General features: G+C 60.6%; 10 protein-coding genes. 6 read left to right on the plus strand and 4 right to left on the minus strand.

Annotated features, from left to right (window positions below; all coding sequences use genetic code 11):
• The first annotated feature begins 15 nt into the window (after positions 1 to 15).
• Genes MWU54_RS15395 through MWU54_RS15410 form a run of 4 tightly spaced genes read left to right on the plus strand, consistent with a single transcriptional unit; the run spans position 16 to position 6,708 of the window.
• Positions 16 to 1,023, plus strand: a complete 1,008-nt coding sequence (locus tag MWU54_RS15395; protein WP_247085474.1) for a MoxR family ATPase — start codon at positions 16 to 18, stop codon at positions 1,021 to 1,023.
• Complete coding sequence (locus MWU54_RS15400) at positions 1,020 to 1,895, plus strand: DUF58 domain-containing protein (protein WP_247085476.1); 876 nt, start codon at positions 1,020 to 1,022, stop codon at positions 1,893 to 1,895. The genes MWU54_RS15395 and MWU54_RS15400 overlap by 4 nt, the downstream gene beginning before the upstream one ends.
• Entirely contained in the window at positions 1,892 to 4,657 is a 2,766-nt protein-coding gene (locus MWU54_RS15405; protein WP_247085478.1) for a DUF4159 domain-containing protein, read from the plus strand. Before MWU54_RS15400 ends, MWU54_RS15405 begins: the two co-directional genes overlap by 4 nt.
• Positions 4,657 to 6,708 carry a glutamine amidotransferase gene (locus MWU54_RS15410; protein WP_247085480.1) on the plus strand — a complete coding sequence of 684 codons (2,052 nt, stop codon included), beginning with the start codon at positions 4,657 to 4,659 and terminating at the stop codon, positions 6,706 to 6,708. The genes MWU54_RS15405 and MWU54_RS15410 overlap by 1 nt, the downstream gene beginning before the upstream one ends.
• Here the strand turns inward: MWU54_RS15410 and MWU54_RS15415 are convergent.
• The 4 genes from MWU54_RS15415 to MWU54_RS15430 form a co-directional block, all read right to left on the minus strand.
• Complete coding sequence (locus tag MWU54_RS15415) at positions 6,705 to 8,051, minus strand: DUF4214 domain-containing protein (RefSeq protein ID WP_247085482.1); 1,347 nt, start codon at positions 8,049 to 8,051, stop codon at positions 6,705 to 6,707. The genes MWU54_RS15410 and MWU54_RS15415 overlap by 4 nt on opposite strands.
• Positions 8,052 to 8,189: 138 nt before the next feature.
• Positions 8,190 to 9,800, minus strand: coding sequence for a DUF4214 domain-containing protein (locus MWU54_RS15420; RefSeq protein ID WP_247085485.1), 1,611 nt, complete (start codon positions 9,798 to 9,800; stop codon positions 8,190 to 8,192).
• Between the two features lie 207 nt (positions 9,801 to 10,007).
• The gene (locus tag MWU54_RS15425; RefSeq protein WP_247085487.1) at positions 10,008 to 10,688 is read right to left on the minus strand and encodes a DsbA family protein; all 681 of its coding nucleotides are present in this window, start codon (positions 10,686 to 10,688) and stop codon (positions 10,008 to 10,010) included.
• Positions 10,689 to 10,720: 32 nt separating this feature from the next.
• Complete coding sequence (locus MWU54_RS15430; RefSeq protein ID WP_247085489.1) at positions 10,721 to 11,233, minus strand: DUF721 domain-containing protein; 513 nt, start codon at positions 11,231 to 11,233, stop codon at positions 10,721 to 10,723.
• An 83-nt stretch (positions 11,234 to 11,316) separates the two neighbouring features.
• Here MWU54_RS15430 and mutY point away from each other — a divergent pair, with 83 nt between their 5' ends.
• Complete coding sequence (gene mutY / locus MWU54_RS15435) at positions 11,317 to 12,372, plus strand: A/G-specific adenine glycosylase (RefSeq protein WP_247085491.1); 1,056 nt, start codon at positions 11,317 to 11,319, stop codon at positions 12,370 to 12,372.
• Positions 12,373 to 12,459: 87 nt separating this feature from the next.
• Positions 12,460 to 13,590, plus strand: a complete 1,131-nt coding sequence (locus MWU54_RS15440) for an alkane 1-monooxygenase (RefSeq protein WP_247085493.1) — start codon at positions 12,460 to 12,462, stop codon at positions 13,588 to 13,590.
• Positions 13,591 to 13,682: the final 92 nt, after the last annotated feature.

Genomic DNA, 13,682 nt, shown 5'->3' on the forward strand with positions numbered 1-13,682 from the left:
CAAGGGAGACACGTCATGGCCCCAGCCGAAGATTTGGTGGCAGAGATCGAAGCGCTGGAAGATAAGCTGGCGCAGGCCAGGACAGCCATCACGCGGCGGTTTATCGGACAGGAACGGGTTGTCGAACTGACGCTGGCGGCGCTGTTGTGCGGCGGGCACGGGCTGTTGATCGGCTTGCCGGGCCTTGGGAAAACGCGTCTGGTCGAAACGGTGTCGACGGTGATGGGTCTGAATGGCAATCGGGTGCAATTCACACCTGACCTGATGCCCGCGGATATTCTTGGGTCCGAGGTTCTGGAAACCGGGGCGGATGGCAGCCGGGCCTTCAAATTCATTCAGGGTCCGATTTTTTGCCAGCTTCTGATGGCCGACGAAATCAACCGCGCGTCGCCGCGCACACAATCGGCCCTGTTGCAGGCGATGCAGGAAAAGGTCGTCACCGTCGCTGGCGAAACGCGGGAACTGGACGCCCCGTTCCACGTGCTTGCAACGCAGAACCCGATTGAACAGGAAGGCACGTACCCCCTGCCCGAAGCCCAGCTTGACCGTTTTCTGGTACAGATTGATGTGCAGTATCCGGATCGCGGAACCGAAAAGGAAATCCTTCTGGCCACGACCGGCGCAGAGGAGGCAGAGGCTTACGGCGTGTTCACCGCGGCAGAGCTGCTTGCCGCCCAGAACCTGCTGCGCCGGATGCCGGTGGGGGATGCGGTGGTCGAGATGATCCTCGATCTGGTGCGCGCCTTCCGTCCGCATGACGCCCTGGCGGGCGAGCGGGTCAAGGACACCGTCTCTTGGGGACCCGGCCCGCGTGCGGCGCAAGCGTTGATGTTGACCGTGCGCGCACGGGCATTGCTGGAAGGTCGGCTGGCCCCGGCCCCCGAGGATGTCATCAACATGGCCCGCCCCGTGCTGACCCATCGGATGGCGCTGACCTTCTCGGCCCGCGCCCGGGGCGAGGATCTGGGAGATCTGATTGACGAAGTTGCAAGCGGTCTGGTTGCGACCGAGGCGGCTGCGTGACCACGGTCACCGCCCTGCGCCAACGTTCCGAGGAAGAAGCCGCACGGCTTCCCGCGCTCCTTGCGCGGGCGGAACATCTTGCCGGGACGGTGCTCTTGGGGGACCACGGTCGCCGCAGATCGGGGTTGGGCGACGATTTCTGGCAGTATCGCCCGATGCAACAGGGCGACGCCCTGCGCGACATCGACTGGCGGCGGTCCGCGCGCAGCGATCAGCAATATGTGCGCGAACGCGAATGGCAGATTGCGCAAAGCGTCATTCTCTGGGTCGATCAGGCGGCATCGATGCGGTTTGCCTCGGACGACAACCTCAGCACCAAGGCGGATCGCGCCCGCACATTGGCCTTGGCGACATCAATCCTTTTGATCCGGGGGGGCGAACGGGTTGGCCTGACCGGGTTCGATTTGCCACCCCGGCGCGGACAGGCACAGATCACGCGACTGGCCGAGATGCTGTCAGTCGACCAATCCGACGATTACTCCGAACCCGAGGCACGCGGCATGATCCCGCAATCCCGCGCGCTGTTCTTTTCCGACTTTCTGGGAGATCCGGCCCCGGTTGAGGCGGCCCTGACCAAAGCGGCTGACCGGGGCGTGCGCGGTGCGCTGGTGCAAATCCTTGACCCGACCGAGGAGTATTTTCCCTTCGACGGGCGGACAATTTTCCAGAGCATTGGCGGCGGGTTGGTGCACGAAACGCTGAAGGCCGGTGACCTGCGTTCCCGTTACCTTGACCGTCTGGCCGCGCGTAAGGATCGGCTGGAGCATCTCAGCCGACTGACCGGATGGCAGTATTTGTGCCATCATACGAATGACAGCGCGCAATCGGCGTTGCTTTGGATTTACCGCGCGATGGATGGGGCTCACGGATGACGATTTTCGGTATCGGTTTTGTGACCCCGTGGCTGTTGCTGGCGCTTCTGACGTTGCCGATCCTCTGGCTGATCCTGCGCGCGGTGCCGCCCGCACCGATCCGACGGCTGTTCCCCGGTGTCGTGCTGTTGCTTGGCCTCAAGGACGATGATCAGGTCAGTGACCGAACCCCGTGGTGGCTGCTTTTGCTGCGTATGCTGGCGGTCGCTGCAATCATCATCGGACTGGCCGGACCGATCCTGAACCCCGAGACGGACGATACCGCGCAAGGCAATGCGCCCTTGTTGGTTGTGATGGACGGATCATGGGTCAGCGCCGCAAGCTGGCGCGCCCGGACGCAAGCGCTGGACGGGCTGCTGGCGCAGGCTGCGCGCGATGACCGTCGTGTTGCGTTGATCAAATTGACATCGCCGGAACCCACCAGCTTTCAGGCGGCGGATGATCTGCGCGCCCGGTTGGTAGGGCTGACACCAGAGCCGTGGGAACCCTCGGAAGATCAGATCAGCCGCGCGGTGCAGGTGCTGCCGGATGGTGGGTTTGACACCTACTGGATGTCCGACGGGCTTGACCGTGACAGCCGCGCGACGCTTCTGGAAGCGCTGGAAGAGCGCGGCGTGATCTCCGTGTTTCAGGCGGGTCAGACCATCCTGGGCCTTGCGCCCGCGCGGTTCGAGGATGGCAATATCATCCTGACCGCGCTGCGCGCCCAAACGGGCAGCCCGCGCGAGGTGACGATTCTGGCCCAAGGCCGCGACCCGGCGGGCAACCCGGCGGTTCTGGCGCGCGCGACAGCCGTGTTCGACGCCGATGCCGCAACAGCGGAAACCGCCTTGTCCCTGCCATCCGAGCTGCGCGCGCGGATCACCCGGTTTGAGATTGAGGGCAACCGCAGCGCTGGCGCGACAACCCTGCCGGATGACAGCCTGCGCCGCCGCGAAGTTGCGCTGATCGCAGGGCGCGAGGACCGCGAGGGGCTGCAACTGCTGTCACCGCTGCATTATCTTGAGAAAGCGCTGGAACCCAGTGCGGATCTGCTCAGCGGCGCACTGATGGATATCATTCCCGCCAACCCGGATGTGATCGGGCTTGCCGACGTGGCCACCCTTGGGCTGGCTGAACAGGACGCGCTGTTGGCGTGGCTGGAAGACGGCGGCATTCTCTTGCGCTTTGCAGGCCCCCGCCTTGCCGCCAGCGATATCAGCCGCGAAGAGGAAGACCCTTTGATGCCCGTCCGTCTGCGTGCCGGCGGGCGCAGTGTCGGCGGTGCGATGAGTTGGGGAGAACCAAAATCCCTGGCCGCCTTTACCGAAGACAGCCCGTTTTTCGGCCTGCCCATTCCCGCTGACGTCACCGTATCTGCGCAGGTGATGGCCCAGCCCGATCCGGCACTTGCCGACCGGGTGATTGCACAGCTCAGCGATGGGACCCCGCTGGTGACCCGCAAACAGGTGGGTCAGGGCCAGATCATCCTGTTCCACGTCACCGCCAATGCCGAATGGTCAAGCCTGCCGCTGTCGGGCTTGTTTGTGCAAATGCTGGAACGGCTTGCCATCGCCGCCGGAGCATCGGCGCAACCCAGCGCGGAGGATCTTGCAGGCACGATCTGGCAGCCAACTTTGGTTCTGGACGCCTATGGCACGTTGGCCGATGGCAGCACATATCCGGGCGTCACAGGCGAAGCGCTTGTATCGACATCGCTGGGGCCGGACCTGCGCCCCGGTCTGTATCAAAGCCAGGACCGCGCGCTGGCGCGGAATGTGCTGTCGGCTGAGGACGCTTTGGTCCCGGCAACCTGGCCCGCAGATATCACCGTCGAAGGCCTGACCCCATCCGAGGAAACGCCGCTGGCCGGGTGGTTGCTGGCGCTTGCGACCCTCTTGTTGCTGGCCGATATCGTTGCCTCTTTGTTCCTCTCTGGGCGTCTGTCCGGCCCGAAAGCCACAACTGCCGCCGCTTTGATCGCCGCCGCGTTGCTGATGCCCGCATCACCGGTCACGGCGCAGGAAGACAGCTTTGCGCTCAAAACCACAGCCGAGGTGACCTTTGCCCATGTGGTGACGGGCGATGACGCGCTGGACCAAGTGGCGCAGGCCGGGTTGCGCGGGCTGTCCGAAACGCTGTTTTTCCGCACTTCGGTCGAACCGGCGGACCCGGTTGCGGTTAACCTTGAAACCGATGAACTGGCGTTCTTCCCGTTTCTCTACTGGCCCATCACGCCCGATCAGCCAACACCCTCTGCCGAGGCTTACACCAAACTCAACACCTACCTGCGCTCGGGCGGGATGATCATGTTCGACACCCGCGACGCCGATATCGCGCGATTTGGCACCGGCAGCCCCAATGGCCGCAAACTTCAGCAACTGGCCGCGCCGCTGGACATTCCTCCGCTTGAGCCGATCCCCGAAGACCACGTTCTGACCCGCACATTCTACTTGCTGCAGGACTTCCCGGGCCGCCACAACAGCCGTGACGTCTGGGTCGAAGCCGCGCCGCCGGATGCGGAACTTGTTGAAGGCATGCCGTTCAGGAACCTCAACGACAACGTGACGCCGGTGATCATCGGCGGCAATGACTGGGCATCGGCCTGGGCAATGGACCGGCGGGGCAACGCCATGTACCCGATTGGTCGGGGATATTCAGGTGAACGTCAGCGCGAGATTGCGTATCGCTTTGGCGTCAACCTCGTGATGCATGTCCTGACCGGCAACTACAAATCCGACCAGGTCCATGTACCTGCGCTTCTTGACAGGTTGGGCCAATAATGACCGGCAGCATTGTTTTTGACCCGCTTCTGCCCTGGGGGCTGATTGCTGCACTGGCGGCACTTACGTTTCTTGGTGTCGCGCTGGCGCTGTGGCGTGGTTTGCAGGGATGGGCCTTGCGCGCTCTGGCCGCTGTGGTCGTGCTGGCGGCCGTGGCGCAACCGTCTTACCAGATCGAAGACCGCGCACCGCTGTCGAACATCGTGTTGATCGTCGAAGACAAAAGCGCGAGCCAGTCGCTTGGTGATCGCCTGAATACGTCGACCAATGCGTCGGTCGCGCTTGCGGCGCAGCTTAACGCGCGCCCCAATACCGAGATCCGTCGCATTGACGTGGCCGATGGCGAAGGCGACACTGGCACGCTATTGATGTCCGCCGTGTCCGATGCGTTGGCCGAAGAACCGCGCGGGCGCATTGCCGGGATTTTCCTGCTGAGTGACGGGCGGTTGCATGATCTGGAACGCACACCAGACCTGCCTGCGCCGCTGCACCTGTTGCTGACGGGCAAGGACACGGACTGGGACCGCCGCCTGATTGTCAAAAACGCCCCTGCCTTCGCAATCCTCGGGGAACCGGTCACCCTGACCCTGCGTGTCGAAGACGATGGCGCAGCCCCGGACGACAGCGCCACCGTGATCGATATCTCGGTCGATGGCGAAGACCCGCAGCGTTTCGAAATGCCGATCGGACAGGACATCGAACTGCCCATCACCCTGCCGCATGGCGGCTTGAACGTGATCCAGTTCACCGTACCCGAAGCAGACGGAGAACTGACCGACCGCAACAATACCGCGCTTGTCCAGATCAACGGTGTGCGCGACCGTCTGCGCGTTCTGCTTGTGAGTGGCGAACCCCATGCCGGTGGCCGTACATGGCGCAACCTGCTGAAATCCGACAGCTCTGTTGATCTGGTCCATTTCACCATTTTACGCCCGCCGGAAAAGCAAGACGGCGTCCCGGTGACCGAACTGTCGCTGATCGCCTTCCCGACGCGGGAACTGTTTCTTGAGAAGATCGAGGATTTCGACCTCATCATCTTTGACCGCTACAAGCGTCGCGGCATTCTGCCCGCAATCTATCTGGACAACGTGCGCAACTACGTCGAAGAGGGCGGTGCGGTTCTCGTTGCGGCTGGGCCTGACTTTGCCAGCGCCGACAGCATCTACCGGTCCCCTTTGGCGGATATCCTTCCCGCCGAACCCACCGCCCGCGTGATCGAACGCGGCTACCGGCCAGAGATCACCGATCTGGGCCAGCGTCATCCCGTGACCTCCGGTCTTGCTGGGCAGGACACATGGGGGCGCTGGATGCGCCAGATCGAAGTTGACCCCATTGGCGGTGACGTTGTCCTGAGCGGGATCGACGACAAACCGCTTCTGGTGCTTGACCGCATCGGCGAAGGCCGTGTTGCCCTGATCGCGTCTGACCATGCGTGGCTCTGGTCGCGCGGGTTCGAAGGCGGCGGTCCGCAGCTTGATCTGCTGCGCCGTCTTGCGCACTGGATGATGAAGGAACCAGAGCTTGAGGAAGAAGCGCTCTGGGCCGAACCCACCGGCCAGACCATGCGCATTATCCGGCGCACGCTGGATGAAACAATCGGAACGGTCACGGTGACCCGACCGGATGGAACAGAAGAAGAGGTGACGCTCGAAGAGGTGACACCGGGCCGGTTCGAGGCGCTCTATACCGGGCCGACGATTGGGCTCTATCGACTAACCGAAGGCGATGAAGAGGCCGTGGTTGGCCTTGGCCCCGCCGCGCCGCGCGAATTCGAAGAAACCATCGCAAGCGGAGAGGTGCTTGAGGAAACCGTCGCGGCAACGCGCGGCGGGGTGCGGCGGCTGGAAGAGGGATTGCCAACGATCCGCGCCGTCGGCGAAGGCCGTCCAGCCGCTGGCCGCGGCTGGCTTGGCATCACCCCGCGCGAGGCGTTCGAGACACTGGACGTGACCCAAACACCGATCCTGCCGGGATGGCTGGTCCTGCTTCTGGCCTCGGGCCTGATCCTTGGCGCGTGGTTACGCGAAGGGCGGCGCGACACGCCGACCTAAATCAGGCTCGACGCGTCGAAATCGTCGGTCAGAACACCCACCAGGGGCAACAGGAATTCCCCGTTTTGCGGGTCCAGCGCGTCTGCATAGAAATTGTCTGCCTGATTCCGTGCATCAATCTCGGTCACGGCAAACCCGTCAAACAGATCCATCACCGTACGGGCGTTGTCTACGTCTGACATTCCCAGATGCACGGCGAAATAGGTACCGATATCGGTTTTCGTATCAAGATAGTCCCGATCAATCCCGCGTTGCGCAATGGTTTCGGGCGAGTCGGTTGGCTGGTTCGGTGCATCGACACCGCGCAGCAATTCAAGGATGAACTCATCCCGCTGGCGCGCGCCGCTGTCGAGAACATTCACCCAGAACGCAAAGCCCACGTCATCGGGATCGCGCCCCAAGACGTTGTTATAGACGGCCGTGACAAATCCGCCGTTGGTGGTGCCTGCCGGATAGGTGGCTTGAGTCTCTGGTTGCGGGGCAAACAGCCGGGCCATGTCGTCCAGCGTCGACACAACCCCATTGGCATAGTTCGTCGCCCAGAAGTTAAGACCCAAGGCATCGGGCGCGCGATTGAAATAGGCGATATAGAGCTCGATGATATCCTCAAGCTCTTCCACCGTGATCAACGCCGCCCCGCCAAACGCCGTTGCGTCGAAGGTCGTGTCTTCAAAATCAATGAACTCGATCCCGGTGAGCGTGTCGGTCCCGGCCCCCTCGGCGCGCCTATCTTCCACGGTTGTCCCGGAAGGAGAGATCGTCACCGTATGACTGCTTTGCGGGCCAGCATAGATCGCCGTATCCTGCCCGGCACCACCGTCGATCACATCGTTTCCCGCACCGCCTTCCAGGGTGTCATTGCCCTGCTCCCCAACAAGCGAATCCGGGCCATCCGTCCCGGTCAAACTGTCCGGACCATCGGTCGGCATCATGTTCGAGGTCGGCGACCCGAACGGCAACACTTGCGACAGTGTGACGATTTCAGTCACGACGCCCGAATTGTTCAGAACCACTTCAAACGTGTCGATGTCCCAGAACCCGGATCGGTTCACCGAGAACTCGTAGGCAAACAGCACGTCCCCGGGTGCCGCGCCGCCATCCACCACGCCAACGGCCCTGTCGATGATCGTGTCGCCGGTTTCGAACACCATGGTGCTGGTGAGGGTTGCGTCATTCTCGACAACGCCAACAAAGTCGGCGGGGGCGACGCCCGGCACGTTGGTCGAATTCACGAGGCCTCGGATAAAGGTCTCGAACGTGGTGCCGTCAGGCAGGGCCTGATCGGCAACGATATTGATAAAAAACGTATCTTGAAATTGGCCGTATTCCAGTCTGAGAGGCATAATTCACTCCGGTTCAAAATGTTTGAGAAGTAAGGATCGGCTCGGAAGAAATCAGGGTTAACGAACCGTTAATAGGACCGATCCGGACCAAATGTTTCGCGCGCGAAACAATCGGTCCACTTGGTGACCTGTTTTTGACTAGACAATTCCTCCGCTGAAATCGTCGGTCAGGACACCGGTGATCTGGATCAGGAACTCACCGGTCAGCGGATCATTTGCAGCGCTGACAAACCCATCCGCCACGGTGCGCGCACCCGCCTCATCAGCTTGAGTGGCATCGCCGAACGCATCCATCACATCCTGCGCGTTCTCTGCATCGGTCATCCCAAGATGCACGGCGAAATACGCGCCGACATCTGTCTTGGTCTCCAGATACACCCGGTCCAGCGCCTGCTGGTCGATTGTCTCTTGCGGCGTGCCATCAGGAAGCGGTGCGCGTGTGCCTTGGAGGATATCAAGGATGAACTCGGCCCGTGTTGATCCGCCAGCGCCCAACTGGCCCAGCCAGAACGCAAGCCCTGGCGCGTCCGGGTCGCGCCCCAGAACGTTGTTATAGACAGCTTCGATAAAAACGGTGTCGGTCGTGCCCTCGGGGTACAACCCCTGCGTTTCCGGCTGCGTTGCGAAATCGTTGGCCATGTCACCCAAGGTGACCCCACCTTCGGCATAGGCATTGGTCCAGAAGGCCAGCCCCAGCGAATCCGGCGCGCGGTTGTAATAGGCGATGTATAGTTCGATCACCTCGTTGAACTGCGCCTCGGTCAATTGCGCGCCTGAATCGAACCGGTCCAGAAAAAACGCCGGAATGGCAGTTTCGCCTTCGAACTTGAGAAACTCGATCCCGGTCAGCAGATCGTAATCATCCCGCCCTGCCGTTCTGTCATCGACCCGCGCCGATGTTGGGGACAGTTGCAACGTGTAGCCGTTCTGCGGCCCGGAAAACACAGCCGTGTCGATCCCGTCATCGCCATTAATGAAATCCACCCCCGGTCCACCGAAGATCGAATCGTTGCCGTTTCCGCCTTCGATCACCTCTTGCTCATCAGTGACCCCGGACAGGCTGTCATCGCCAGACGTGGCCCGGTTTTCATCGGGCCCATCACCAACACGTTCTTCATCGCTGCTGAACACGATACGTTCGATAAAGTCGCCGTCGATATACGCCACGCGCAAACTGATCACCGCGCCGTCATCCGCGTCGGTCAGCACATAGGTCGCGGCCTCTGCTTCCCCGATCTGCGTAATTGTTCCGTCGCGAAACCACGTGTATTCCAGAGACTGTTCCGACAAGAGACCAAAATTTGGCAGCTGTGAGGTGTCAACAGAAAGCGTCTCACCGACGGCAAAGTCCCCAAGGATCATATCCGCCTCAAGGGGCGGCGGCGCCTCCAGATCAATCTCTGGCAAGGCAGGGGTGGGTTGCACAACGCCATCAAAACTGCCCTCAAACGAGGTGACGTCGATGATCCCGGCTTCGAGCACTTCGAATTCGAAAGACAACAGCCGTGTTCCGGCTGTCAGTGGCCCGATGAACGTCCCTGAAGACGCGGCGGTATAGCTGAAATTCGAGAGATCAGACGTGTTTGACACCTCTGCATTTGTCAGAAGGTCGATGCCATTTGAACGCACATCCTGCACGGTCATCGCAATATCGAAGGCAAAGGTAAAATTCTGCGAAACGTTTTCGGTTAAAGACACGATAACGGACGCCGCGCGACCGTTTTGAAGAATGGAAAGACTGTAAGACATGAGCCCTCAACGCTGGGTAAAACAAACGGTAAATATCAAGAGACTAAATCCATAACCCGTTCTTCACCAAGACAAAAAATACGTCATGCGGATTTTTGATAATCCTTAACAAATGGTTAACACCACCCTGAACACCGGGCGGAAACAGAAACGGCCGGCCCCCATACAGGGACCGGCCGCACGTTTGTTCGACACTGACGGGAAGACTTAGCTGCCCAGCTTGTCGTCCAGGATTTCGCGGAAATCGTTGTAGCTCATGTTGGAATGCGTGGTGCCGTCAATCACGAAGGACGGAGTCGAACTGATCCCGTGTTCTTCGGCATTTGCCTGATACCATTCGATCAGGGACCGCGCCTTGTCGCCGTCGCTCAGGCAGGCTTCCAACTGTTCGTTTTCCAGCCCCGCAATCCGGCCGATCTTGCGAAGCTCATCGGCGATGGCGGCCTCTGATCCCGCCCGTGTCCAGCTGCTTTGCTGGTCATAGATCATGTCTGTCACGCCAAAGAACCGCTCTTCCCCGCCGCAACGTGCGATCATCGATCCCCAAAGGCCGTACCGGTCAAAATAGACTTCGCGGTAGATGAACTTGACCTTGCCGGTGTCGATGTAATCCGCCTTCAGATCCTTGAACACACCGCTGTGAAAAGTTGCACAATGCGGGCAGGTAAAAGAGGCGTATTCGATCACCTCGACCGGCGCATCGGCGGACCCAAGTACCATTTCCTGAATCTCGACCTTTTCGCCCGTGCTTTCCTGCGCATTCGCGGCCCCAGGAAGCAAGATGTCCTGACCCGCAACCGTGGTTGTGCTGGTGGGCTGTGTGAACCACCATCCGGCACCGCTGGCCAACGCCAGGGCAAGAAAAATGGTCATCAAACGTTGCTTCATCGAGAAACCCTCTGTCTAGGTTGCTATCGGACCTACGTCCTGTGTTGTGTTTTGGAATAGACGTTGCTGGCCAAACGTTCGAGGGCCGATCGCAAGTCTCCGTCCTTTACGTCGCGCGCGGCGGTCTTTGCCTCTGGCAGGATCGGGGGCGGCGTGTCCGTTGCTGCGGCGGGCGCGCGGTGGTCGAAATGCGCTTGCCCTTCGGAAAACCCGGTGCTGGCGGTCTGGGTGATCCGGATCTTCGAAATCGCGTTGTAGCCGTAGACCGCGTTCACCTTTTCGCGCAGTTTTTCTTTTTGCATCTCAAGCATCGGGGCCTGTGCGCCGGTGGTCAGAAGCGTCAGCGTTGCGCCCAATCCACCCCGCCCGTAGCGGACCTCGACCGGGCGGCTGACACCGGCAATGTCAGACCCCGCAATTTCGGCCCAATGGGTCAACAGGCGGGACTGGGCAAACCCACGGCTTTCGGACGTCTTGCGGATCTGCGTCTGCAAGAGGCTCGATGTGCGTTTGAAGCCTTTTGTCTGACCGGTGCGCGGCGGCATGGCTTGAATCCCTTTTCCAAAAGCTATTCTACTGGTCAGACCGTCCAGCAACCAGCCCACAAATGAGACCCGAGATCAAAGGAATGTCAGACCTGCGTGAGCAGCCCGATCCCCGTGCCCTTCTTGAGTGGTATGATCGACACGCCCGCGACATGCCGTGGCGGGTGGGTCCCGTGCAAAAGCAACAGGGTGTGCGACCGGATCCCTATCGGGTGTGGATGTCGGAAATCATGCTTCAGCAAACCACGGTTGCGGCGGTCAAAAGCTATTTCGACGCCTTCACTTCCCGGTGGCCCACGGTCAGCGATCTTGCCCAGGCCGATGATGCCGATGTGATGGCCGCCTGGGCTGGTCTGGGCTATTACGCGCGGGCCCGGAACCTGTTGAAATGCGCCCGTGTGGTGCATCAGGACTATGACGGTGTGTTTCCCGACACATATGATGGCCTGATTGCTCTACCCGGGATTGGCCCTTACACCGCTGCGGCCATTTCCTCGATTGCCTTTGATCTTCCGGAAACGGTTCTGGACGGCAATGTCGAACGCGTGATGGCGCGGGTGTATGATGAACATACCCCCCTGCCTGCCGCAAAGCCGATCCTGATGCGCTATGCCTCGGCCCTGACGCCGGACACGCGCCCGGGATGTTACGCGCAGGCGGTGATGGATTTGGGGGCGACGATCTGCACCCCGCGCAATCCCGCTTGCGGGTTGTGCCCGTGGCGCACATCCTGTGCCGCCTGGGCGGCGGGCACGGCGAAAGACCTGCCCAAGAAGTCACCCAAGAAGCGCAAACCAACGCGGCTGGGCATTGCGTATATCGCGCGGCGGATCGACGGTGCGGTATTGTTGGAGCAACGGCCCGAAACCGGTTTATTGGGCGGGATGCTGGGCTGGCCCGGAAGCGACTGGACCGACGCACCAGAGGATGCCCCGCCAATCAAGGCCGAATGGCAGACCCTGCCCGCCGAGGCGCGCCACACATTCACTCATTTCCATTTGAAGCTGACAGTCAAAACGGCCCTGGTTCCGATGGATCGCACGCCGCTGCGGGGGCATTTTGTCGACGCCGATGTGTTTGATCCCAACGACCTGCCGACCGTGATGCGCAAAGCCTACGCTTTGACCCGGACGCAGTGACATCTTGCCAGGATCGCAACGTCAATCTTGGTGAACCCGGCTTTGGTTTGGTAGACTGAGTTCGCATTTGAAAGGGAACAGCCATCAATGACGGATAGCACTCTGCCTCCGGTCCCTGCGCGCCTTCCGCTGCGCGCGGCCCTGCCGTTCTGGCTGTCCCTGACCCTGATTCCACTTGTGCTGCTGAGTGCGATGGTCGGCGGGGTGTTTGTTATTCTTCCGATCCTCGCTGCTTGGGGTGTTTTCGCCACTCTGGATGCGGCCCTTGGATTGAACACGGACGGGCTGGACCCGCAGACGCAGGACAGCGCGTTGTTCTGGCACCGGCTGATCACGCTCATCTGGCCACCGCTTCAGTTCCTGATGGTGTTTGGCCTTGTGTGGTACATTCCCAGAACCGACCATCTGGGCCCGCTTGAAGTTTACATGGTGGCCGTGGGCATTGGTGTTCTGTCGGGCAGTGTCGGGATCGTGTACGCGCACGAACTGATGCATCAGAAAAACAAGCTGGAACGGTGGTTGGGCGATCTGCTGATGACGATGGCGCTTTACGGGCATTTCCGGTCAGAGCACCTGTTGGTGCACCACCGCCACGTCGGGACGCCGCGCGATCCGGTCACGGCGCGGTACAACGAGAGTTTCTGGCGCTTTTATCCGCGCGTGCTCAAGGGGTGCCTGCGGTCTTCGTTCAAAGCCGAAGCCGAGATGCTTGCCCGCAAAGGCCTGCCTTGGTGGCATTACAGCAATCCGTTCTGGCGATACGCGACGTTGCAAGTTTTGTTTGTCGCGCTCGCTTTTGTGCTTGGCGGTTGGCTCGGGATCGTCATTTTTGTGGTTCAGGCCGCGACCGCGATTTTCCAACTGGAGGTCGTGAATTACGTGGAGCATTACGGTTTGACCCGGAAGTTCCTTGGCGATGGCAAATATGAACATGTCAAACCCAGGCACAGCTGGAACGCCTCGCACAAAGCGTCAAACTGGTTCCTGATCAATCTACAGCGCCACTCCGACCATCACTTCAAACCCGACCGTCGGTTCCCCTTGTTGCAAGCCTATGACGAGGAGGAAGCCCCCCAATTGCCCTATGGGTATCCTGTGATGACCTTCTTTGCGTTGTTCCCCAGAAAGTGGCGCGCCATGATGAACCCGCGGGTGCACGCGTGGCGGCAAAAGCATTATCCCGAAATCGAGGATTGGGCGCGTTACAACCGGATGTGAGCACGGGTGAACCGAAACGTATGTTCAAGGGGAGGCGATTGCTCCTAACTCATATGCTCATCAAAATTTACTGGGCGAGTCAAAGAAACTTC

This window comes from Marivita sp. S6314 (genome assembly GCF_023015985.1).
Lineage (GTDB): Bacteria > Pseudomonadota > Alphaproteobacteria > Rhodobacterales > Rhodobacteraceae > Marivita.